The 25,827-nt window shown below is 51.9% G+C and carries 8 protein-coding genes and 3 tRNA genes; 9 read left to right on the forward strand and 2 right to left on the reverse strand.

The window, feature by feature from the left end:
• Positions 1-63 precede the first annotated feature (63 nt).
• The 6 genes from KJZ99_00250 to KJZ99_00275 all read left to right on the forward strand — a co-directional run bounded on the left by KJZ99_00250 (position 64) and on the right by KJZ99_00275 (position 11,271).
• Positions 64-4,359 (forward strand): hypothetical protein, encoded by a 4,296-nt coding sequence (locus tag KJZ99_00250; protein ID MCL4304331.1) that lies wholly within the window; start codon positions 64-66, stop codon positions 4,357-4,359.
• Between the two features lie 237 nt (positions 4,360-4,596).
• Positions 4,597-6,444 carry a T9SS type A sorting domain-containing protein gene (locus tag KJZ99_00255; GenBank protein MCL4304332.1) on the forward strand — a complete coding sequence of 616 codons (1,848 nt, stop codon included), beginning with the start codon at positions 4,597-4,599 and terminating at the stop codon, positions 6,442-6,444.
• Between the two features lie 37 nt (positions 6,445-6,481).
• Positions 6,482-9,283 (forward strand): pyruvate, phosphate dikinase, encoded by a 2,802-nt coding sequence (gene ppdK / locus KJZ99_00260; protein MCL4304333.1) that lies wholly within the window; start codon positions 6,482-6,484, stop codon positions 9,281-9,283.
• 50 nt (positions 9,284-9,333) lie between these two features.
• Entirely contained in the window at positions 9,334-9,921 is a 588-nt protein-coding gene (locus KJZ99_00265; protein ID MCL4304334.1) for a YigZ family protein, read from the forward strand.
• Positions 9,909-11,156, forward strand: coding sequence for a hemolysin family protein (locus KJZ99_00270; GenBank protein MCL4304335.1), 1,248 nt, complete (start codon positions 9,909-9,911; stop codon positions 11,154-11,156). The genes KJZ99_00265 and KJZ99_00270 overlap by 13 nt, the downstream gene beginning before the upstream one ends.
• Positions 11,157-11,197: 41 nt before the next feature.
• A tRNA-Met gene (locus KJZ99_00275) sits at positions 11,198-11,271 on the forward strand.
• Between the two features lie 110 nt (positions 11,272-11,381).
• Here KJZ99_00275 and KJZ99_00280 read toward each other — a convergent pair.
• Both KJZ99_00280 and KJZ99_00285 read right to left on the reverse strand, forming a co-directional pair.
• On the reverse strand, positions 11,382-16,499 hold the full coding sequence (locus tag KJZ99_00280; protein ID MCL4304336.1) for a hypothetical protein: 5,118 nt from the start codon (positions 16,497-16,499) through the stop codon (positions 11,382-11,384).
• 278 nt (positions 16,500-16,777) lie between these two features.
• Positions 16,778-21,310, reverse strand: coding sequence for an immune inhibitor A (locus KJZ99_00285; GenBank protein ID MCL4304337.1), 4,533 nt, complete (start codon positions 21,308-21,310; stop codon positions 16,778-16,780).
• A 295-nt stretch (positions 21,311-21,605) separates the two neighbouring features.
• Between KJZ99_00285 and KJZ99_00290 the strand changes: the two genes are divergently transcribed.
• The 3 genes from KJZ99_00290 (at position 21,606) to KJZ99_00300 (ending at position 25,791) form a co-directional block, all read left to right on the forward strand.
• Positions 21,606-25,448: a PAS domain-containing protein gene (locus tag KJZ99_00290; protein MCL4304338.1), complete on the forward strand. Its 3,843-nt coding sequence runs from the start codon at positions 21,606-21,608 to the stop codon at positions 25,446-25,448.
• 164 nt (positions 25,449-25,612) lie between these two features.
• Positions 25,613-25,686 (forward strand) — tRNA-His (locus tag KJZ99_00295).
• Positions 25,687-25,716: 30 nt separating this feature from the next.
• Positions 25,717-25,791: transfer RNA gene (locus KJZ99_00300), tRNA-Glu, on the forward strand.
• The last annotated feature ends 36 nt before the right edge of the window (positions 25,792-25,827 follow it).

Raw genomic sequence — 25,827 nt, forward strand, 5'->3', positions numbered from 1 at the left:
GTGGGCTTGCGGTTTGCTCTTTGTCGCTGTGATAGCCCTTTTATGACCACAAAGGTTGTGAAAATGAAACGCAGCGTTGCCATATTCCTGTTGTCCACAATTGCCGCAAGTCACTGCAGTCTTGCGGCTGGCAGGTCAGAGTCGAGTCCGCTCAGGTGGAGTCAGATCGGCCGATCGGAGTGGCTGATCGAATTTACCTTGCCGGAATTTCGACTTGATAGCGTGGAGAGAGCAGGAGCACAATGGTCTACGATTACGACAACAGGACTGACCCGTCTTGCGGTTCCGGGTGAACCTGCCCTGCCGATTTTTGCAGAGTGGATCCCAGCACGGATCGAAGTCAGCGATATTGAAATTGTTGAACAGACATCGAGTGAAATTGTTTGCGCACCACCGCTTCCGGCTCCCGAGCCAATGGACCGCGCGCTGTCTCCCAATCTAACCTACGTGCCAAGTCCGGCGATCTACGAGCGTGAGTCGCAATACCCTGACGAAATGCTTACGGTCATCAATCACGGCTATCTGGGAGGGATAGAGGCATCACTTCTTAGCATTTCACCAGTAAGTTACAACTTTCTTACCAGCACGCTTACCGTGACCGAGCGGCTAACCCTGCGCTTGAGCGTCCCAGCCGGACGCAGTCTCGACCAACTCAACGTGCAGAATCGTCGCGACTTTCAGTTCTGGCAGGAGTTCTGTCCGATCCCGCGATCTGAGACGATTCCGGAGGAGATTACGCAGCCTCGGCTTTGGATCGTCACGGACTCTCCCTTTGATTCTCAATTGGATGAGTGGCGAGACTTTAAGCAATCATGTGGAATCCCGTCGGAGGTTATACTCTTCAGTGAAGTCGCGACAGACGCGCAGACTCTGCGAAGCTATTTACTTCAACGGTATGAGGGAGCCGCGGAACCTGCAGAGTTTCTGCTCATCGTGGGTGACTACAACATTATCCCTGCCTTCTATGGAGTGCATTCGAGCCTAACCGACCACCCGTATAGTATGCTGTCAGGCCAGGACTATCTGCCTGATGTCTCGGTCGGCAGAATTCCTTGCAATACGTCGTCACAATTGACGGGATGGTTGGCGCGCGCGCTTGCCTATGAACGCGATGGCGAAATCCTGTCATCCGGGACAGCTACAGTGTTTTCGAGTTCCGTTGCGCTCGACCCGCAGCACGGGCAGCAGGCCGGGGGAATTTTTGGAAGTGCTGGCCTCTCTGTGACTCAGTTGCAGCAGCCGCAAACGGGCGCACTGCCGCTACTGCTGAATGCTCTGAACACCAGTCCGCTTTGGACATTTTATATTGGACATGGGAGCGTGTCATCTTGGTCATCGGTTTCGCCGCACTTCACCACTCAAGGGATCCAGCAGATCGGTGATTCGCACGCAAGCATTGTTGTGTCGGTGGCCTGCGCGACGGCGGACTTTGACGAGCAGCAGTCGAGCATCGCCGAGCACTGGAGCCTGAATCAAGTTACAGGAGGAGCGCTATGCTATGTTGGGGCCACGGAAAGCACTGCCTTCTTCTACAGTGACACAATCGGACTGGGGACTTTGCAAGCCGTTTTCAATCAGGGCATTGAGTACCTTGGTGCAGCATTAGACTACGGGAAGCTGCGTTGTGCAACGTCATTTCCACAAGCTGCAGGCGGTTTGACAGAAGAGACCATCCAGCAATTTGTTCTGCTGGGCGACCCATCGCTGCGTCCCTACACATCGCAGCCGCGCACCATCGCCGTGAACATGCCGGAACTACTGCCCATCGGATCTACTCACATCCCGATCAATGTCACACGAGACGGTTCACCACTGTCCGGAGCGGAGGTTATCTTAACTAGTGATGTGACGTTCCCGCGAGTTACCGAAACTGACGCTTCTGGTTTCGCTTTGGTCTCGCTGCCTTTCTCGACCTCCCACGAGTGGACGATTCGCATTCGCGGGCAAAACTCGATTCCCGTTAGACGTCAAGTTACTGTCGCTCCGATTGCGGGCCCGCTGATCCAGATTCTGGATGTTGAGCTGACAGAAACAAGGGGGGACCAGGACGGTCACGCAGATCGTGGCGAAAGCGGGGTACTGCGGATCATGTTGCGCAACGCAGGCACAATGACGGCAGGGAGCGGAGTGCTCCGCTTGCAGATATCGGGAACCGGGTTGGCTATCACTCCGCAGACACTACAAGTCCCCTCAATGCCATCCCAAAGCGAAGATTGGTTGGATGCAACAGCAACTTACTCGATAGGTTCTTTAGTGCCGGATCGAAGCGTGGTCAGCATTCAGGCGTGGTTTGAGCGAGATGGGGAGTCACAGTTTGCAGGAAGCCGAACGATCGTGCTTCAGGCACCGGCCGTCGAGCTTGTCAGTCAAGCTTTAGTGGAAGTGGAGGGAGACGGCGACAGGGAGCCGGAGGGCGGCGAGATGCTTGGTCTGGAACTGATAATCAGGAATCGCGGGGGAGAGTCACTGCGCGGCATAGCAGTAGATTGTTTTCCTTCACACGATTATCTTCATATCGAAGAAACGCGCTGGTCACGAGACTCGCTGATGGAGTCTGAAACAGACACGGTGACATTTTTGTTCCGGTGCGACTCGTTAACGCCGCGTGGATATCCTTTCGAGTACAACGCCACGTTGACCAGCTTGAACGGTGACACAACTTTATTCTGGGGCAGGCATCGCATCGGACAGGTGCCCGTCTTACTGTACGTTTTGGATAGCTATCCCCAGCAACTTCCGGGATTAATTGCTGCACTAAACGTACTGCGCATCGAGTACGAGACTTGCCAGCAACTTCCACCCGATTTGAGCAAGTACAAATCGATATGGATCTTCTGCGGCGTGCATCCCAACGAACAGTCGCTCTCAAATCAAGCGGCGCAACGCCTCGCAAGCTATCTCGATGACGGTGGAAGCTGTTATTGGGAGGGTGGCGATGTTTGGGCCTTCGACAGTCCGACTGTGCTGCATCCCTATTTCGGAATAAATGGACTTTCCGACGGTGTGGGTGATGCCGGTCCGTTAAGCGGCGTTAGAGGTCGCTTCACGGAAGGCATGTCATTCACGTACTCAGGCGAGAATAGCTACATTGATCGAATTGAACCCATAGGCTCCGCAATCGAAGTTCTGCGCAACAGCAGAGACAACGCGAATTACACAGTATGCGTTGCTAACTCAAGTGCAAACTATCGGACGGTTGGGTGTTCTGTAGAATTGGGCGCATTGAATGATCTTGAAGCGCCGTCGACGCGTGTCCATTTGGTGCGAGAAATTCTGCTGTGGTTGGGCATTTCAGTTCTGCATGATATTCACCCTCCGGTCATCACTCACGTACCAGTAACGGAATGGCGCAACCCGCGCACGCCTATTCCAATTCTGGCCGATGTTCAGGACGAAAGCGAAATCGACTTCGTGGCGTGTGACTATCGAGTGAATGGCGGCAGCCCAGTGAGTATCGTGCTCCAGAGGATTCAGGAGGGGTATTTCGTCGAGCTTCCCGCGCAGACCCATGGCACGAGAGTGAGATATCGACTGCGTGCAGCGGATCAGTCAGAACCGCAGAACACGGTCGTTACAGACGAGTATGAATTGTTGGTCAGCAATTGGTCGGATCGCGTTCGGTTCGTTGTTTCAGAATACGAAACTCTTCCAGCAATGCGAAGGCGCGGCTCAACCGGACTCATCACACTTGTTCCAAATGAAGAACAGAATACGTCGGTAGTCCTGATGAACAACCGTCGTGGCAACGTCTCGTCCTACGTGACAGAGTCCCTTGACCTGACGGCGTTTTCCATGCCGGAGATTTCACTGTGCAGTCGTATCGCGGGGGAGAACTCGCGTGAGGCCGTAATTGCACGGATACTGGCGAGCACAGACGGCGGGCTGACTTTCCCGCATTTGATTTGGCGGCAAGGTCCGGTTAATGGATCAGAGCTTGAGAACATTCGAGAATCGAACCTCACAGCATTATCGGGCCAAGCAAACGTTGTTCTGAAGTTCCTGTACTATGGCGACCGCTTCTGGGAATTATCTCGGATTGAGTTCAAGGAAGCAGCCTTTGAAAGTTCTCCCGTCAGTCAACTTGTGGTTGTGCCGGGTGAGAACATCACGCTAATGTGGCAACCAGCGAAGTACGACTCTGTCGAGTACAAAGTGTATGCATCAAGTACTGCCGGTGGTCCCTATGCACTGATAGCGACGACCGGAGATACAACATTTGAGGACAAGAACTGGCGTGATTTTGACCAGAGATTCTACCGGGTTGAGTCTGGGAAGAGGTCTTCGGAGACTGGCGGTTGTCTTCCCGCGCGCTTTTCCACTGCAGGAAAGGTCGCTCGGTCGTTTGAACGACGACGATAGAGCAGAACAGAATTCGCGATGCAGAGGCCCCTCGGGGCCTCTGTGCGTTTGTCACCAACAGAAGCTCCTTGAATTTCTTCTGTAAGAGTCGTAGATTTTGCTTAATATTGCTTTGATTCAATGATTTATAAAGTATTTATAATTCTTATCTTAGCCATCACAGCGGGTGCTGAAGAGTGGCATGACCGCTTTGTAGACCCTGATCTAAGTCGAGACTTACTCCGACGCAACTGTAGATTGCCTCGGTTCCGTGCGCTGGATGATTCGCTGCACTTCTATGACGTACAGAAGATTTGGTCGGAACTATCTGTCAATTTGGACAGCAGCAAAATTGAGGGCTCAGCACGGATCGCGTTGACTTCGACTGCGAATGGACTGAGCACGATTGATCTTCGATTAGTTGAAAGTCTTGCGATAGATTCGATTGTGAGCTCGACACACAAGGTGACGTCGTTCACACGCGTAGGGACAGATTCGCTCCAGATTTTCCTCATGCCTGCACTAAGTGTTGGTGATACAGCTGATGTGACAATCTACTATCGCGGCAGACCGTCAATCATCGATGCTTGGGGTGGGATGCGATTCGCTCAGACGAACAGTTGGCGACCTCAAATCTGCTACACGCTTGGCGACGGACTCGATTTGGAGCCTCCACCAGCGAACTATGCCTGGCTTCCCAGCTATGCGGATCTCAATGACAAAGTCCAATGGGAAATCTTGTTGAGAGTTCCGGAAGACAAAGTTGGAGTGAGCGCCGGAGCTCGGCTCGACACGATGCATCATGGTGACGGAACAGTGACTTGGCACTATCGCCTTGACCAACCTGTATCAACTTATCTGCTTTTTATCTCGGTATCTGACTACCTCATTATGACTCAGCGAGAGAGCGGTCCTGTAATAGAGAATTTTGTCTATCCGCTTCGCTGGGATCAGGCCCAAGTGCACTTTGAACCCGTTCCGCAGTGCGTCGACGCATTTTCGAGTGCCTTTGGGCCATATGTGTTTGACAGATTCGGATACAACATGACCAGAAATGGGGACATGGAACACGCCACATGTGTTTCGCACTACGATGCCGCCGTCGTAAACGGGCGAAACTATGATTGGCTTCTCTTTCACGAATTGGCGCACCAGTGGTGGGGTAACTGGGTGACGATTGCCGATTGGCGCGACTTATGGCTGAACGAGGGGTTCGCAACTTATTGCGAAGCGCTCGGAATGGAATGGGTGCGCGGCGAGAATGACTTCAGAAGTTACGTTCGCAATGACTTGCAGCCCGCAGCTCGCAACGCAGGTTCAGGTTCCACAATATACGACCCGAGCTACTATTGGGGGAGCATTGTGTATGAAAAAGGTGCCTGTGTCCTGCACATGTTGCGTTGGGTCATGGGAGACACACTGTTTTTCACGGCCCTGCGGGCCTATGGGCAGCAGTTTGCGTTTGCGAATGCCACGACAGCGGACTTTCAAGCGATTTGCGAAGCACACCATGACTCGACACTGCAGTGGTTTTTCGATGAATGGGTGTTTGAAGGAACTGGGTATCCGCAGTACAGAGTGAGTCTTTGGGGTGATAACAGTCCTTTCGGTCATCACTTGCACATTGTTGATGAAAGCGCCTTTCAATTCTCAATGCCCATGGAAGTCGCCTATTACCGTCAGGGCACATTGCTTTATATGGACACCATAGATGTTGATGGGGAACTCTTGATCGAAGCGTTGCCGGGGCTCCCCGATTCTGTGGTCTTAGATCCCAATGGCTGGCTGTTGAAGACTGTTCAATACGGCATCAATCTGCCATCCAGTTCACCTGATCAATCGCCGATCGATTTCACATTGACGTCAGCATACCCCAATCCCTTCAATCCGACGATCACCGTATCGTTTGAATCTCCCATCGTCCAACCTATCGGAATGCGAGCCTTCAACATTGGTGGACAATTAGTCTACGCGCATGACGGCGTTGCGGTTCCAGGAACAAATCAAGTTTTGTGGAACGCGTCGGCGCAATCATCGGGCATCTACTTGATCAAACTCTTTACAAGCACAGAATCACAAACGGTCAAAGCCGTGTTGTTAAGATAGTCCATTTGTTATTGCGGGACGGCTCATCCGTCCCAACTTGTTTTCACACCTGGAGAAGCACCCCTTGAGTAAGTATGTTTACACGTTCGGAAACGGTCAGGCAGAAGGCCGCGCTGACATGAAGAATCTGCTTGGTGGCAAAGGCGCAAACCTTGCGGAAATGAACCACCTTGGTCTTCCAGTTCCCCCAGGATACACAATATCTACAGAAGTTTGCACGTATTACTATGCCAATGGTCGTAGCTATCCGTCCGAACTCAAAGCACAGGTTGCGGATGGTATAAAGTACATCGAGCAGTTGACCGGTACCAAGTTTGGCGACGTGAAGAATCCATTGCTAGTCTCGGTGAGAAGCGGCGCAAGAGCGTCAATGCCCGGCATGATGGATACAATCCTGAACCTGGGATTGAATGACAAGACAGTGGAAGGATTGATTGCTCGTTCCGGAGACGCACGATTCGCATACGATTCCTATCGGCGCTTTGTCGCGATGTATGGAGACGTTGTGCTTGATTTGAAGCCGCAGACAAAGGAGGAGCACGACCCGTTTGAAGATCTACTTGAAGCCAAGAAGAAGAATGCCGGTGTCAAGTACGATTCCGAGCTCAATGCTGATCAACTGAAAGAACTGGTCGCTGAGTTCAAGGATATTATTCGTAAACGTAAGGGAGTTGACTTTCCCGAAGACCCGCAGGACCAGTTGTGGGGTGCCATAGGTGCAGTATTCAATTCATGGATGAACGAGCGGGCGATAGTTTATCGGCGATTGAATAAGATTCCGGAAAGCTGGGGAACGGCGGTCAATGTACAGGCAATGGTGTTCGGAAATCTGGGGAATGACTGCGCGACGGGTGTTGCGTTCACAAGGGACCCGGCTACAGGTGAGAAGGTGTTTTACGGAGAGTTTCTGGTGAACGCTCAGGGTGAAGACGTCGTCGCGGGGACTCGGACACCGCAGCAAGTTGCATTGAAGGCATCTCAGGTGTGGGCGACAAATCATAATATCTCCGAATCCGACCGTAAAGTGAAGTATCCGTCGCTCGAGGAAGCGATGCCTGATGCCTACAAGCAACTGTTGGCGATTTCCGACTCGCTCGAAAAACACTTTAAGGATATGAACGATATCGAGTTCACCATTCAGGATCGCAAGCTATGGATGCTTCAGTGCCGAGCCGGCAAGCGCACAGGCATGGCTGCCGTTCGTATTGCAGTGGAAATGGTTGAGGAAGGACTGTTGTCGCCTGAAGAAGCTGTTCTTAGAGTGGATCCGAATGCGCTGAACCAATTGCTGCGTCCGGTGTTTGACGCAGAGAAGCTAAAGAGTGTTGCACCGATTGCGCGCGGACTCAATGCCGGACCGGGTGCGGCTGCCGGACGAGTTGTCTTTCATGCGAGTGACGCAGAGTCGTGGGCGGCAAAAGGGGAGAAGGTTATCCTTGCACGAATTGAAACTAGTCCTGAAGATATTCGTGGAATGGATGCGGCACAAGGAATCCTGACGCAGCGCGGTGGAATGACTTCGCACGCCGCGCTCGTCGCGCGCCAAATGGGCAAAGTCTGCGTTGCGGGGTGTGAGTCCATCCATATTGACTATACAAAAGGTCAATTCACAGTTGGAAGCAGTATTGTAAAGGAAGGTGACTGGATTTCTCTGAACGGCACGACAGGCGAGATCTATACCGGTGCAATAGCAACCAAGCCGTCTGAAGTTATTCAAGTCCTGCTTGACAAATCACTGGATCCCAAGGACGCTCCGACTTACCAGCTCTATGCAAAGCTGATGTCTTGGGCGGACAAGTTCCGGAGAATGCGGGTCAGGACCAACGCCGATCAACCCGATCAGTGCTTGAATGCGCTTGCCTTTGGGGCAGAAGGTATTGGATTGACGCGAACGGAGCACATGTTCTTCGAAGGTGACCGCATCGATGCAGTTCGTCAGATGATCCTTGCTCCTGATCTGGAAGGCCGGAAGAAAGCTTTAGCAATCTTGGAGCCGTATCAGCGTGAAGACTTCATAGGAATCTTTCGTGCAATGAACGGACTTCCTGTCACCATTCGTCTTCTCGACCCGCCGCTGCATGAATTCCTTCCCCATGGAGAAGCGGCCATAGCGGACTTGGCAAAGAAGATGGGTGTCAGTGCGAAAAAGATATCTGACAAGATAGAGCAGTTGCATGAGATGAATCCGATGCTGGGTCATCGCGGTTGCCGTCTCGGAATCTTGTATCCAGAAATTACCGAGATGCAAGCGCGAGCAATTTTTACTGCGGCCTGCGCCGTCAAGAAAGAAGGAGTGGATGTTCACCCTGAAGTCATGGTGCCCTTGGTCATGACTCCGGGAGAACTTAAGGCACAAGCAGAGGTTATCAATCATGCCGCAGAAGAAGTTTTCAGATCTGCAGGTGTAAAGGTGGATTATCTTGTAGGCACGATGATTGAACTACCTCGCGCCGCACTGGTTGCTGATCAAATCGCTGAAGTCGCGGAGTTCTTCAGCTTTGGCACAAACGATCTCACGCAAACATGTATGGGACTATCGCGCGATGATTCAGGACGTTTCCTGCCTTACTATGTGCAGTCACAATTGCTGCAGGCAGATCCTTTTGAAGCACTCGATCAAACCGGTGTGGGGCAGTTGGTTGAAATGGGGACTTCTCGCGGGCGGCAGACGAAGCCAAAGCTGAAGGTTGGAATCTGCGGAGAGCACGGTGGTGAACCCTCCTCCGTAATCTTCTTCGACGGTGCGGGATTAGACTACGTGTCCTGCAGCCCATTTCGCGTACCGATCGCGCGGCTTGCGGCAGCACAAGCGACTCTTCAGCATCGCAAGGGACAGTAGTAACCGCTCGAATGCTTAGCGACGATTTTTGGACCATAGCGGGGCCCGGCATGGCGCAATTGCGAGTGCTGGGCTCCCGTTTTTCGGCCACGGCATTTCCGATTGACACCGAAGATGAGCTGCATGCAACGCTTGAAAATGCTATGCGAGAACATTACGATGCAACTCATCATTGTTGGGCAATGCGGATTCGAATGGATCAGGAGATTCTTCAGCGATCAAGTGATGCCGGCGAACCAAAAGGGACGGCGGGCAAACCAATTCTCAACGAAATTGTTAACAGCAAGCTGGAGAACTGCGCAATTATCGTTACACGCTGGTTCGGCGGGACGAAACTTGGAACCGGCGGATTGGCACGTGCGTACGGGGAAACCGCGGCTCGAGCGATTCATGATGCCACACGCGTGCTTCGAAGGACGGGGGTCGTTGTCTCGATTGCTACGCCCTATGAGCTTCAATCACAAGTCTATCACATCGCGGGACGATACGGAGCAGCGGTTGAACAAGCCGCATCAGAGCAAAGTGTACGCATGCGGGTGAAGCTCCGCCGCAGTCAGATTGAGCAATTTGCCGCTGACCTTCTCGAAGAGAGCGCGGGACGATTGCTGGTTGAGGAAGAGGGAATATGGATATCCTGATTCTGGCTTTATTCGCGTTGGCGATGAGCAGTTACTTTTCGGCGCTTGAGATTTCATATACGACTTTTGATGCGATTATCGTTGGCGGCTGGAAGAAGTCAGGCAGATTCGGCAGTCGCATCGTGGAGTTCTTTGTCAACGTGCCGGAGCGGTTTCTCTTCACAACCCTTGTCGGCAACAATCTGGCGAACGTCGCGTATTCCTCGCTTATAGTAATCTGGGCGGAGCAGAATGGGATTTCGCAAGGCATGATCCTAATCGTATCACCCTTTGCGGTTATCATATTTGGCGAAGTCATCCCGAAAACGCTTGGGCTTGCGTTCGCAAACCTCATCGTTCGTTTTTCTTCGGCGTCACTGTATGTATTTTACTTCGCGTTTCTACCTTTCAGGTCTCTCATTGCTCCGCTTGAAAGAATTCTGAGACGTGGAGCAGCTAGCAGCGAGAGGGCTGCCCACGCGTACGACGTGTTATTCCGCCGGGAAATTGATGCAGTGTTAAGCCGTGCGAGCCGCGAGGGTACCGTAACACCCAAAGAATCCGAGATACTCGAAAGGTACCTTCACGCACGTGAAGTCCGAGCACGTGACATTATGACTCCAAGACCACTTCTGGTGGCGCTGCCGCAAACGGCAACGATTGCTGAAATCGTGGAGGCACTGAGTGATAGTAGGCATAGCGTCATACCGATTTATGACCAATCGATCGATGACATTGTGGGCGTCGTTCACTCACGCGACCTGCTCACACCTCGCACCAGCACCTCTGAAGTTATAAGACCTGCGGTTTTTGTGCCTGAATCGAAGTTACTGACGGAGCTGCTGGAACAATTCAAGCGCGAACGCACGCCTGCCGCCATTGTCGTGGATGAGCATGGAGGTACGGACGGGATCATCACACGTAAGGATATTTTCCGTGAACTTGTTGGTCCGCTGAGCGAAACCGACGCAGTACGAGCACAGACGATTAAGCGTGTGGCGCGCGGTCGATATCTGGTGTCCGCGCTTGCAGACCTCTCGGACATAGCAGAAGTCACAGGATGGCGCCCGCCGGATGGGGACTATGCCACGCTTTCAGGTCTCCTCTCTGAGTATCTCGGGCACATTGGGCATCCTGGTGAAGAGCTTGTAATTGATGATGTTACGATTCGGATCTTGAGATCGACAGACCGTAGAGTCGAGAGTTGCCTCTTGAAACTCGATGATCTCGATGCGAAGTCTGGCGGAAAAGTGTAGTGCTTGACATTGGCAGCCAAATCCCTATATTAATGGTTCCTTGCGGGGTGGAGCAGCCTGGTAGCTCGTTGGGCTCATAACCCAAAGGTCGTAGGTTCGAATCCTACCCCCGCTACAAAACGAACAGCCGCAGCGTAGTCTGCGGCTGTTCACGTAAACAGTAATGGAAACGGCGCGTACTTGTCAGGTATGCGCCGTTTCCATTTAGGTTCAGCATCCAAGAGATTATGGTGTGCTTGAGGAGACCACAATGTAGAAGTTCTGTGCGGCCGTTGGCACGATACCAGTATGAGTGTACGACGTGCCGGACGTTGAGGCTACGAACGTATCGTAAGGTCCATTTGAATTCGTGGCCGAGAAGATCTTGTAATACGGCGCGCCAGTCGAAGTCCAGCGCAAGATCACATCACTTCCACTGCTCTGAATTGTTATGACAGGAGCTTCGAAGTTGAAGCCGCTTACTCTAATCATGCGATTGCCAAGTCGTGCATTCTCAGTAGCAGAACTCTCGTTGTACCAAGCCTCGTCGCATTCATCGTAGTAGTACGAATTTCCGGCAGGCGCCTGCGTGTCCAGCGCAAAGGCTACTGGGCAATCACGCGGTTCGAGATTCTCCAAGACAAGATAGAAGGGACCAGCTACCGGGACGTTGCCAAACACAATATCTGTCCACGCAGCTCCGGCAGGCAAACCACCGATCGAGTTGACACTACCAGTCGTGTCAGTAGTAACTGTCGTTCCAGGCGTTCCGGCCGGGCCGTCAGCGAGCTGAACACGCACTACTACGGGACCCTTCAAGTGCGTCGGTGCGGCAGGATTAATTGCATACTGAGCAGCACACAGGTTAAACGGATAATTGCCCGGATCATAATATACGGCCCATTTGAAACCCGGTCCGTTAACCCAATTGTAGTTCTCCGCAGATCCGTCATCATACGATATCCATGGAACACATACATCACCAATATCAAAGGTCAGATGACCTGCGTCAGGTACGCGATCGCTCAGTCCTTGGGGGTCGACGGCTAAGACAAAGTACTCGTAATGGCCCGAAACTGCTGCAGGAATTATCGCCGAAAACTCATCCGGGTTGCCGGTTGGAATGAAGCTCACAGAATCATAAGCTCCGCCACCGACGAATCTATAGTAAGCGCGGAACGTATTAAGACCGGGATCGTCATCCACTAAGAAGGCAACAAAAGTAACTGAACCTGCCGCCTGATCAGCTTGCTGCTTATGAGAGACAACCGGTCTCTGACCAATCGCGAATGAAGCGTCTGACACATCCGAAACGAGGGAATTGGCGATTCCTTTGACTCGGACGCGAGCGTTGGCCGTTGCGGGGCCGGAAACCGTCCAAACAAAGGCCTCCGAAGCGGTGGGGGCAAGCAGTTCCCAGGCTCCAGCCGGGTAGTTTCTATTCAACTCCACCATAGCAGGTCCCAGCCCCGTGGAACTCCAGAAAATCTCAAATTCTTCACCGGGAACCAACAACTCTCCGCCATTTGGAGCTTGCAGCTGCACAATTGGAACGGCAATCGTGAAGTTGGCATCAGATGTATCCCCGAACTGCGGCTGAGTGACACTCGTCACACGTATTCGAGCAGCACTCGTCGCTGTCCCAAGTGCCTGCCAAGTGTAGACACCATCGTTTAAAGTATTCAGTGCGACATCTTCCCATGCGCCTGCAGGGTAACTGCGATTCAAGTGAATATTCACATTGCCTGAGATTGCCGAGGTCTGCCAGAGAATGTTGTAGCTTTGCCCAATGTAGTAGGTTTCTCCACCATTGGGGTTGTTAACCGTGACGGAAGCATTAAGTTGACCTGACGGGTCAGTCGTGTACATCACAGAGCGTCCTGCAATCAGCGAAGCTGCGCCGGGGCCATATGTGTTCCAGTAGTAATAGTCGATGCCCGTCGAATGGTCGCTATTCTGAATGCCGACTGACGCATAGTCGTTGTCATTTGTTGCGCTGTTCGGGCTAAGGTTCACAGTATTATACTGCACCTTTATCTTGCCGTCACCCGTCGCAGACGGATAGAAAGCAGGGTCATACAAAATGATCTGGAACGTCTCAACGACACTGGTCCAGAGCGTCCGTGCGCGCCATTCAACGACGTAGAAGTGCTCGACGGTGTTATGGTATACATAGACGTTCTCATTTGCGCCGGAGACCTTCAAGTCATCCCAATAGGCAGCCACCATATATGGCGGGCCGATCGGCGTTCCCATTCGATAATTCCGGAAGTCTATCATCGTTGGATAGTTTCCAAAGGCAATCCACCCGTTTGAACAGATTGTTACGGTGTCGAATGACTGGCCATAGAAAGTGAAACTGAAGGGAATCCGTCTCACTTGCGTGTCATCATCATCCTCAGCAACGTCCGACATATTGAGGGAAGTACCGGACCCTCCGAATGCCGGCGCAATCTCAACCCACGAATACATGGAGGCGACACCAGGCTGAGCTTCCGTGTTATCAAAAGCATAGTACCCGTACGCATCCGGTCCAGAAGGACTCGTTGTGGTGAAGGCGCCAATGGTTAGATTGAAGTCCGTACTGTCGCGGAATCCATTGTCATCAAAGACAACCAATTGCATCGGGGCAATATGCCCGTTAAACATTGCGCTGCTGATCAAAATCGAGAAAGTGTTACCTGCGCTACTGCCATTAGCACCTGCACTGATGTTTCCAAAAACCCCAATCGAGTCCGTGACGCTTACGCGCGGATCAAACGATCGCAGAATTCCATCTGCACCGACAAGCGCGCGCGCGCCAGAGTTCGTGATTGTGGGTGTGAATGTTCCAGACTCGTTGGGATCGAGGTTGCCACCCGGTCCACCGAAAATGAATGAAGAATAAGTAACATCCGGTGCAGCAGGAGTAAGATCAATTCGAACTTGGAAATTTCCTTGTGCGGAGGTTAGATTCAAATAGAGGGCGACCGGTTCCCCATTGAAGACGGATGAAACCTGAACACGGAAAGACGAAATTGGTCCGCCCGTTCCACCCGACGAGATATTGGGATAGGATTTCGATCCATCAACAATGGTAACGCCTGGTGCAGAACTCGTTAGAATGCCTGAAATCCCCGATACCGTGTTTGTTCCGGTATTGGTGAGGACAATGTTCAGGTCAACGGTCTCGCCCGGATTCAGAACATCGTCGTTATTCCCGAAGGTACCCCCGACGTTGTCGTCATCAATGGCAACGGATGAGAAAGCGAGATTAGCAGCCACGGTATTAACAGTAACTGAACCCAGATAAGGCAACTGATCTTCTTTGGTCACAGTGATCAGCAATGTTCCGACGGTCGGAGTTGCAATGGGGAGATTGACCTGTCCATTTGAATCAGTGTACCCGCGCGCGAACGTCTCCGTTCCTTTCAGAAGACAAACCAATGCGCCTTCGACATTCGCAGCTAACGGATTCGTGACGGTAACCGTCATATTGTTCGTTCCGCGGGCTATGTTGACCGGATGGGAAACACTTGTCGAGTTGGGTGTCTTCGTCCAGATCTTGGTGGCTGGATCTCCCATAAGATTGGCCCAGTAACAGAAGTCGGTGACAGAAGACGGCCTAAAGTTTTGATAATTCTTGTACAGCTCGATCTTGCCGGCGATATTGATGATTCCCATTTCGTGAATATCCAGCGCATAAATTCCGTACATGGCGCCGGCGTCCACGATATTGTTGTAGGGAACGTGCGTTCCCGATCCGAGCAACCCGACGCAACCAATTGCGCCACGAGGCGAAGTGTTTGTTTGTGTCGGAGGAATCAGCCACTCTTCTGAGAGCCCTTGCCCGGCAGTATTGAAATTTCCTGTGCCACAAGTCATGGAGTATACAAACGGCATTGCACCACCGACTGTTCCGCTACCTCCGACGGCGGGAGCACTTGCCAAGTCATCGTTGGTCATTTCGCTGATCCATGACATGCGATGATTGAAAACGCTAATCAAGTTATCGAGGATGTCATTGGTCTGCGCTGATGAAATGCCTGACGGAAACACTTGGACAGGAGGACAGGATTGCCCCCGCTGAAGCATGATCTGCCGTGTATACTCCTTGGTGGAGGGATTTGAAAAGACGAAGCTTGTGTGCGCGGCACAATGCGCTCGTGTGAACCAACCAGTGTCCCCGGTGTACGGGTTTGACTCGTAGTTGATAGTCTTGGTAACGAGGGCAACCAGCGTCGGAGCATCCTCTGAAGGCAAGCGTCCAACTGCAATATCCGGAACTGGGTCGGGGTTCTGGCCGCCTGATGGGTTCAATACACCAAGATAGTTGTCGTATCCCTGCGTGCTGCTGCCCGTAGGTGTGGAGAATGTTGAAGAGGCGCCCGGATCACCGATCATGCACACGAATTCAAGCCTCCCGTTTGACGCTGTATACTGACTGCTGATGTAGTCGCGTACATTAGTCGCCGTCGTCCCTGTTGTTCCAAGTGTGACGTAGGAGGCATCAAGTCCCTTGCGGCGATGCCAATCGACCAAGCGTTGTGCCTCAGTCGTGTTCGTCGCGTTATTGGGGCAGATGACCAGATACTTTCCGGGCAAAACAGGCAATTCGTCCAGACTGCTTCCCGGGAAGTTCTCGAACCGAGAATAGAGCTTTTTGAAACTGGGAGAGATGTACTCGGGAGTAACCACAATCTCATTCTCTCCGATACCACCGATATCCTCGACCACTACTTCGATGTTATCATAGACTCGTAGCTCTCGTCTAACGGGGTTGTACTGCACCGGTGCAACCGTAAGAGCAACAAATCGAACATCCCGAAGCGTCGCTGGCGTCGAAACCACCGCAATCTGCTCCGGGTACCAGGCATCCTGACTATATATCGCCGCATCGTAGGCAAAAGCCATGTCGTCAAGGTGGATAGCCAATTCTTCACCTTCGTACGGCTGCTTCGGCGACACGTCCACATTTGGAACAAGAGTGAATGAACTCGATGACACGTTCACTCTGACATTGCCAGTAGGACTAATCATAAGAAGCTTGCTAACCCGGGGAAGCTCGGGCTCTCCTTGTTCGACAGTTGTGCCTTCACCAGCCATAGTCACGTGGGTAAATGGCTGCCCGTCGAATTCCACTTGTTGGTACAAGAGTGCAGGGTCGAAGAACCGGACGTGAACTGAAGCCGGATTCGGGCTTATCAGCTCAAATGGCATCTGCGTTACAGCAGCCGGTCCCGAAAACTCCCAGAAATTGGCCGGTGTTTGGGGCAAGCCGGCCCCATTGCCGCTGGATTGGGAGGCTTGGGACATTGAAAACATCGAAAGCATCCCGCAGATGCAGAGCACGAAGAAAATACCGGGGCGAATGTTCATAAACATCTGACCGCTCTTTCTCTCACTTGATTCAACATAATTACGACGAACATTAAATTTAACACAATCTTGCCGCTAGTGCAACGATGTTGCACCGCGAATCCTATTTCGCACTTGAATAGAAGTGTAGTAAAAACAAGATATTTAAACAGAATGCGCGAATAGTGTGAAGTTCTTTACGCACACACCTCGGATTATGTAACAATTTGCACGCCAAGGGAAGCGGGCAAAAAAACAGGGCTCGCGAGAGTCGCCAGCCCTATTGCGGGATTTGAAACCCAATACTACGGACCAGACCACCCCACCACGTAATAGAACATCTGTGGTGCGGTTGCACCGCCCGGAATCGTGAAAGAAGTGTCCGTTGTCTCACCTTCAAGAGTCATAAACGGTTGAGTTGGCGTGTTGCTGCTGAAGATGCGGTAGGCTGTGTTTTCGTCATCTGCCCACCGTAGAACGACATCCTGGCCACTAATTGCAATGGTCAAACCGGCCGGCACGAACTGACCACTTGCACTTCCGATACCATAGATCGATACGTCATCCAGATACCAACCTTCACGTGTGGTTCCCGCATCCGACGCAAACCGCCAACGAAGTCTGATGTCACTTTCCGCATAGGCAGACAGATCAAACTGTTCGCGAGTCCAGGCGTCAATCGTGCCTGAATAGCAGTCTTGTCCTGCCACGGGTCCAGAATATGGATTGCCGCTGCCCGCCGTGTAGCGCGTTGTTTTCGGATAGCCTTCGTTCGGTTGTATGGTTGCGAAAGGACCCCCATCCGCGGAAATCTCCAGCCAGCCTCCGTCGTATGCAGAGTCGGGGTACTGGTTAGACAACTCGCCCTCAATCTGATGCCAGAACTCGAGGACGGCATTCGCTGGCAGATTGGTTATTAGTGGCGACGTCAATTGCGCATCAAGCAAGTTTGAATAGGTTCCAGTTCCAGTAGCACCGCACTTGTATGAGTTTGCGCCACTTAAGGAACGTTCAGTGCTAATGTGCCATTGATCAAGCCATCCTGCTGGAGACGAATGGATCCATCCCGGCGCACCTGTGTCAAAAGCCTCATGCAATACAACTACAATTGAGGCAATGGTGAAATCTCCCGCGCTCGTTGCAGAGGAGTCCGGGGTGTTAACAGAAGTTACACGAATTCTGCAGGTTGAAGAGGAGGGACCAGTGACCACATATGTGTGCTGGCCGTCGTTAAGCGTGTTCAGGGCGATCGGTGACCACGGACCTCCCAATCCACCACGCGAAAGCTCAATATTTACGTTTCCAATCACTGAGCCAGGCGACCAGACAACCGTCACAGAGGAGTCCTGAAGCCACATCTCGCCGCCATTGGGCGAAAGCAGCGCGAAACGTGGGTCTATCGCGCCAGTCAGGTCCGTTGTGAACATTATGGCGCGCCCATCAGCAAGCGGTGTGGAGCCGGGCGTTGCGACATTCCAGTAAGTGATTTCCAGTCCCACAGTATGATTATGGTTCTGAATGCCTACGGTTGCCCAGTCATTATCAAAAGAAATTGAATTCGGACTCGGATTGACGTCCAAATACTGAACAAGGATTTTGCCGTCACCAGTGGGACTGGGGTACGCGAGCGGGTCGTACAAGATAATCTGAAAGGTTTGATTTGCCGCGACCCACGTGCAACGCGTAATCCACTCAATGATAAATCTGCCATTCGTGGCATCGTTTTGGACATAGACGCCACCATTGGCCACACCGGTAACGATCAAGTCGTCCCAATAAGCCGCAACCATAGATGGAGGTCCAAGCGGCGAGCCCATGTGGAAGTTTCGATAATCAATCTGATTTGAGCTGCCGAAAGATATCCAGCCGTTTGAGCAAATCGTGACGGTATCATACTGCTGACCATAAAACTGGAATGTGAAGGGGAGGACTCTAACCGTAATGTCGTCCTGATCTTCACCACCGTCAGTAAAACCAAGCGACTGACCCGAACCACCGAGGCTCGGCGCAATCTCGATCCACTCAAACTGCGGGTTTGCACCTGCCGGCTGCGTGTCGGAATTCTCATACGCGAGATAGCCATACGAATCCGGACCAGTCGGGCTGGTCGCAGAGGAAGTCCCTACCGGAAGAAGGAAGTTGGTTGAATCTACGACTCCATTTCCGTCCGCAACGACAAGCTGCATGCTTGCCTGATAGCCGCCCGGAGTGGCAGCAAGCGCACTAATGCCGAATGGATTAACAACATTTGTCGATGTGCCACCCGGATTCACGTTTCCAAATGAGCCGACAGAATCGAAGACTGAGACGTAGCTGTTCAATGAGCGCAAGATTGAATTCGCTGCAACGAAGCTGCGTGAACCGTCATTCTGCATGGTCACGATTAGGTCTCCGCTGTCTCCCGGGTCAAACTGGCTGTTGCCGTCCGAAAAAACGCTGGATACGTAGGCGACACTTGCTGCGGAGGGAACCAAGTCAACTCGGACAGTCTGTGATCCAGCTGAAGAAGTGGTGGACAAGAAGAATGTCACTGGTTCGCCGTCAAACACGGCACCGACATTCACTCTGAAAGGCGTTGTAGGACCGGATGTCGCTCCAACATTAAGATTCGGGTAAGGCTGCACGCCATTGACTACGCTGACACCAGGGCTGGCACTGACAAGAGTGCCGGTGATGCCGGTTACGGTCTGCGAAGTGCCCGTGTTCTGCAGTACAATGCTCAAGTCAACAATCTCGCCCGGATTCAAAATGTCATTGTTGTCGCCAACCGTACCACCTACGTTGTCATCATCAATCGATATGCTACTATAAGATAAGGAGGCCGCGACATTAATCACGCTGATTGCGCCAACAAATGCCTTCAAGTCCTTTCCTGAGACAACGATGTCTAATGTTCCTGTCGTTGGAAGACTGACGGGCAAATTAATCTGCCCGTTCGCATCCGTGTAGCCACGAGAAAAGGTCTCAGTTCCCTTGGTCAGGCCGACCAGAGCGTCTACGACAGGATTGCCACCCGACGTAACGGTGACACTTACGTTGTTTGTTCCGCGCGTGACATTGATCGGATGTGAAACGCTAAGAGATCGAGGGACGGAGAGATAGATAGGCACTCCTGGATCGCCCTGCAGATTGCACCATGCGGCAAAATTGCTGACGTCCGAAGGAAAGACCGCATTGTAGTTTCGATACAATTCGAGCTTGGCCCCCACCACTGCCATACCGGTCTCCCGGATGTCGTAGGCGAAGATAGTCTGCATACCCCCGCCGTCAAGAATGTTGTTGAATCGCGTATGCGTGCCAGCCCCGGACATTCCTACACATCCTATTGCTTTATCGGAACGCACAAATGCTTCATTCAACGAAGATCCTTGACTAAAGGACCCCGTTGCACAGGTTACAACCCACACATAAGGCAACTGGTCTCCAACGTTGACGCCGCTTAACTGCGTGTCGCTAAACTCGCCAATCCACGACAATCGATCATTAAACAATGTGACTCCAGCGTTCAGACGCGATTCGAGAATCGGCGTGCTCATGGCGCCGGAAAAGACATCAAAGTGCACTGTCGGAACGCCGTGTTGCAACATTATCTGTCGCATGTATTGCTTCGTCGATGGGTTAGAAGGAACCTGACTGGTGTGCGCTGCACACCAAGTTCTTTCATACCACCCTGTCTGCGCCATATATGGATTTGCTTCATAGTCAATAATCGAACTGATCATGATGCCCAGGTCACCGCTACTCGTGGCCGGAATCCTGCCCACAGACAAATCAGGGACGGGATCCGGATTGCCACCGCTCATGGTGGCAAACGTATTGTCGAGTGCGGTACCTGTTGCAATCTGATAAGGAGCAGTCGCATTGGGATCCCCAACGAGAGTGACTGCCTCAAGTGTGCCGTTGCTGCTATTGTACTCGTTGACGATGTAATTGCGAATGCTTGTCGCAGTTGTCCCCGTTTGCGTGGTAGTGGCGATGTAGGCATCAATGCCCCGCTTTCGCCGCCAGTTTACAAGATTGGTAACTGAACTGACAACGGTTGCATTAGGATCACAGATGTAGAGGTGCTTGCCGGGCATAACAGGCAGTTCATCAAGATAGCTGCCCTCGAAATTCGGGAAGGTGCGGTAAAGTTCCTTGAATGCAGGTGAAATCGATGTAGGCGTATGCGTAATCTCGTTTGCTCCTGTACCACCGGCATTAAGAATTGCCACATCGACTCTGTCAAAAGTTCTGACCTCGCCCGTGAGAGGATTCACTTGCACGGGATATACCGTCAATACGACGAAACGCACATCGCGAAAAGTTGCAGGATCACTGATGTGCACGATCTCTTGTGGATACCAATCATCCCGTTCGTAGTACTCAGGTAGGAACAGCTCGGAAGCACCGTCCAGTACGCGTTCTCCCTCTTGCAGAGGTACATGCGGCGACGGAAGATTCGGAAGGTTGCCCGTCACATAATGTGAGTCAACAACTACAGCATCAAAATTCCCTCGATTGCTAACCATTACAAGCCGCACAATTCTTGGCACTTCCGGGGCGCCAGGAATTTCTTCAACACCTTCACCGTTCATACGAATCGCGGAGTACAGATTCCCCTCAACTTCATCTTCTTGGAAACGAATTACCGGCGGGACGAATGACAGTCGGACCACTTGTGCATCAGATTGGAGGACAGTAACTTCAGCGGATTCAACATCTTGTGGGCCTGAATAGCGACTCGGAATGGAAGGCAGCGGGACCACTGTTGTCCGAGTTGAGTTCAAAGCTGCGGCCCCCGCGGAAACGACAAAGATGAGAATCAAAAGTGGCATTAGCGAGTGCCTAACCTTCATGACAGTCTCCTTAACCCTCGAATATACATAAGTTGTGCAATTCATTACGCACTTCAACAAGTGACTAATATAGTTCCTCTTTTCGCGGAACGCAAGGAAAATGGGCTGGCAATCAAAGTCAGCCTCAAAAACGGAACATGGTGAACAGTCATCAGCAGACATGAGCCATGAGATTATCCTTGCCTTTGCATGGATCAGGGGTGAAAGCAAAGGGTATCAGATTTGCACTTAATAGAGGCACGACTCGGGTCGATTACGTTTACTGCAATTCAGGATTTTAACCTCAAGGTTTCACTTGAAAGATCAAGTCACGCCAACCAATAACGATTCTTTTGGCCCTTCCGACACTCCCAAAGTTGTGATTGCAGAAAGCACGCTGCTGGCTGAAGTGGAAGCATTGAGAGATCGGCTTGCCGAGCTTGAAGATCTTGAGGTGCAGCGCCTTACAGAAGAACAAGAGAGGTTTGACTCTCTCAACGTTCTGGATGAATATGCACAACAGCTGGAGGAGAGTAGGGATAAGCTTGCCCGCCTATTGCAGGCCGGGGTCGCAATCGAAGAAGCGCGGACAACTCATCAGATTCTCCAGAATGTAGCCAATGCTGTTGGGGCGGCAGGCTGGGCTTCGGCCGTAGTCTACTTGTTTGAGGATTTTGAGATCATTGAAGCGGCATACAACGGCGTATGCGACGAGGATCGCCAGGAGTTAGAGCGCAATCGGCGCCCAGCAAGCGAACGTGCTCGGATGTACTCACAGGACTACGATGAGTTCAGAGTCAGTCGCTCTTATTTTGTTCCGGCAGAACGGCTTCATGAGGTTATCCAGAGTCAATACATCGTGCCTGGGCGCCGCGAGGTTATGCCCGGAGATGACTGGGATCCACTTGATCTGGCTTATGTCCCCATGTACTCGAGCACTGGGAAAGTGATCGGGTCGATCAACTGTGATGATCCAGTGAACGGCAAACGGCCAAATGCAGAAGTATTTCAATATCTTGAAATATTCGCCGATCTTGCTGCACGAAAAATCGAAACAGTCCGTCTGCTCAATCGGCAGGCGGAAATTGAGGCCAAGCTGCGAGCGAGCGAGAAACTTTACCGGACAGTGTTTGACAGATCTGCGGATAGTTTCATTCTGATGGATGACCTGTTTCGCGAATGCAACGAGGCAACGCTTCGGACCTTTGGATGCGAAAGGGACGACATTGTCGGCCACTCTCCGCTTGAGTTCTCGCCAAAATTCCAACGCAATGGAGAACGTTCCGACAAGCTCGCAAGTGAATACATAGCGAGTGCTCGCGATGGTTTCCCTCAGAGCTTTGAGTGGCTCCACCTGCGCAAGGATGGTACAGAACTGGATTGCGAAGTCTCCCTTGGCGCGATTGATGTGGGCGACAGGCCAATGATTATGGCGATTGTGCGCGATGTCTCAGAGCGCAAACGGGCAGCGCACGACAAGGAGACGGCCGCAATTGCATCACAGCTCTTTCTGTCTTCCCGAACGCCAGATCTCGTCTACTCGCAGCTTCCCAAAATACTCGTGTCGAGATTCGGAGTAAGTGCTGCTGCCATTGAAATCTATGATGCTGCTGCCGATGAAATGATACTCGTGGGTGAAGATGGAACAGGGCTTCCCTTGGGGTTTCGAATTCCCCTTTCCATGTCTTTCACGGGCACAGCCACGAGAACCGGTGATGCCATTGTTGATCTGCAAGTGGGCAGACGTGCAGACTTCGCGCACGCAGACCTGCGACGAATGGGTATTCAAAGTATAGCTTGTGTGCCTCTCAGAGTTCGCGATCAAGCTATTGGCGTAATCTGGCTCGGCGACGTCAGAGTACTGCCAAACATGGCACAGTTCGCAATGCCGCTGCAAGTCATTGCAAACTACCTCGCACAGGCAATAGACCGCTATCGTGCTGAAGAAGAAATGGCTGATCTGAAACACTTCTTCGAAAGTTTGCTTGATAACCTCCCTGCTCAAGTGTGCGTGTATGACAGCGCCGGCAATTATCGGTATGCAAACAGGGCGTCTACCGAAGATGACTGGTTGGCGGAGTGGATGATTGGCCGTAATGACGGCGAAATCGCTGCGCGTCGCGGCTTGCTCGAATCCATAGGCGAACAAAGAATGTCGGCATTGGCAAAGGCAATAACGGATCGAAAACTCATTCAATTTGAAGAATCAGTACGTGACTCTAGTGATAGGGAACGCTACTTCTTGCGAATGATGAGTCCGGTTGAAGATGAACATGGTAACATTGACCACGTCATTGGCTATGGACTGGACATTACTGACACCAAGCTCTGGGAACAGGAGCAGAGGCTCCTGCTTCAACTCCCGACGGACAATCCCAACCCAGTGCTATCGTGCCACTCTGATGGCAGTATCATCTATATGAACTCTGCAGTGATGAAGCTTGCAGAGTCCGCAACAGACGGTCTGCCGGAAAGACTTCTTCCCGCGGAACATTCCGCGATAGTATCGGAGTTGATTGCAAGCAATCAAAGCGGAAAACAGTACACAGTTGACCTCGGAGCACGGCGTTTGCATTGGACTTACTGCCTTACGCAAAGCAATCAGGTCCACGTTTACGGCATCGACCTGAGCGGAGTGGAAGAATCCGCGCAGCGAGCAGATGATCATGTGACTCCTTCAAACGAGGACTACGCGAAAATATTGGGGAACGTCGTTTGGGTCATTGACAAACATGGCAGAGTGAAATGGCTAACCGCAGGAGCACAGAAGCTCACTGCGGAATCTGGCGCATCGTCAGTTGTCGAGTTGCTTGGACAGGACTTGTGGACTCGTGCGGTAAATTTGCATTTTGAAGACTCTTCTATAGTACAAGAGACGCAACGCGAGGGGCAAGCTTGGCAGTGGAGCATCCGGCTTCTGGAAAATGACCGTATACTTATCCAACTCGATGATTTAACTGAATTGCGCGGACTTCAAGACAGTCTCAGGCACGCCCAGCGGCTTGAATCAGTTGGACGATTGGCAGGCGGTGTCGCCCATGATTTTAACAATTTGTTGACCGGAATCATAGGCAATCTTGAGCTGTTCGAGAACCGTCATGGTGGAGGAGAAGAGGATATCAGTTGCATCCGCGATGCGGCGCGTGCAGCTGAACGTGCGTCCAGTCTCGTGAAACAGTTGCTGAACTACACGCGAAAGTCGGGTAGCAGGCAGCGAGCCATTGACCCGAACATCGTTTGTGAATCTGTTGTTCGAATGCTTTCGCGAACAGTTGATCGACGAATTCAGGTCCGGTCTGAGTTATCACCCGACGTTTGGCAGATTAACGCTGACCCAAACCAGCTGGAGCAGGTACTTATGAATCTCGGCGTTAATGCGGCAGACGCAGTACAGGAGAAGAGAGCGGGAATTTCCGATGCCGGCGAAGACTATGGGATTGTGATTCGAACATGCAACACAACGAGACGATTGGCCCGAGAAGGGCATGAGAATAGCCACGAAGCTGATTGCATCGCAATTTCGGTCGAGGACAACGGTTGCGGGATGTCACCGCAGATCAAAGGACGGATCTTTGATGCTTTCTTCACAACCAAGTCTGAACCGCACGGCACAGGTCTTGGCCTTGCCATCGTGTCCGAAATTGTCTGTCTGTTAGGAGGTGAAGTCGACGTAAGGTCGGAAACTGGTCAAGGGTCGGTGTTCACGATTTATCTTCCGCGGGCCGAAATCGCGAGCCAGTACAGGATTGATGTGCCTGCGAAACAGGGACTTCAAGCCGACGGAAACGAGACGATTCTACTAGTAGATGACGAGTCCGTGATCATTGAACTTGGTCGAGAAGTTCTCGAGCACCGAGGGTATCGTGTAATCACGGCATTTGACGGGTTTGATGCAATCGAGAAATTCAGAGCTCAAATTGGTGAGATTGATCTTGTCATCGTCGACCTCTGCCTACCCAAGATGGGCGGGGAGGAGTTGATCGCACGGATGCTCGCAGAACGACCGGAAATCCCCGTGATTCTCTCCAGCGGCCTCCCGGAATCGGAGAGTCGCTACAGGAACATAAACTTTGGATCCATTGCCTTCATTCAAAAGCCCTACAGGCCATCAGAGCTCTTGACAGCCGTTCGTGAAGTCCTCGATCACTCAAAACCATGAGGCGAAGCAGGTAAGCTCACTGTCGATTTAAATCATTAAAGTTATATTAAACAATACCTAATACGTCAAGACTGTTTCGCGAATGGTCTTGACTTTTTCTTGCTGTTTATATACCATTGGGGTTCGCACGGCTTGCGGGCTGCCTCGGCCTCTGGCTGTTCCTGGTGGCTGTAGCTCAGCTGGTTAGAGCATTGGATTGTGGTTCCAAGGGTCGGGGGTTCGAATCCCCTCAGCCACCCAGATTCTCTTGAACGTAGCTTCGTAATCTGGCCCCATCGTCTAATGGTTAGGACTCGAGATTTTCATTCTCGCAATGGGAGTTCGATCCTCCCTGGGGTCACCAAAAGCCCCCGTCATTGACGGGGGCTTTTGATTAAAC

It is taken from the genome of bacterium (assembly GCA_023382385.1).
In the GTDB taxonomy this organism is placed as follows: Bacteria; Electryoneota; RPQS01; order RPQS01; family RPQS01; genus JABWCQ01.

Coding starts and splice junctions, on each gene's coding strand:
- KJZ99_00250 (MCL4304331.1), top strand. CDS start 64: ATGAAACGCAGCGTTGCCATATTCCTGTTGTCCACAATTGCCGCAAGT.
- KJZ99_00265 (MCL4304334.1), top strand. CDS start 9,334: ATGGCGCAATTGCGAGTGCTGGGCTCCCGTTTTTCGGCCACGGCATTT.
- KJZ99_00270 (MCL4304335.1), top strand. CDS start 9,909: ATGGATATCCTGATTCTGGCTTTATTCGCGTTGGCGATGAGCAGTTAC.
- KJZ99_00280 (MCL4304336.1), bottom strand. CDS start 16,499: ATGTTTATGAACATTCGCCCCGGTATTTTCTTCGTGCTCTGCATCTGC.
- KJZ99_00285 (MCL4304337.1), bottom strand. CDS start 21,310: ATGAAGGTTAGGCACTCGCTAATGCCACTTTTGATTCTCATCTTTGTC.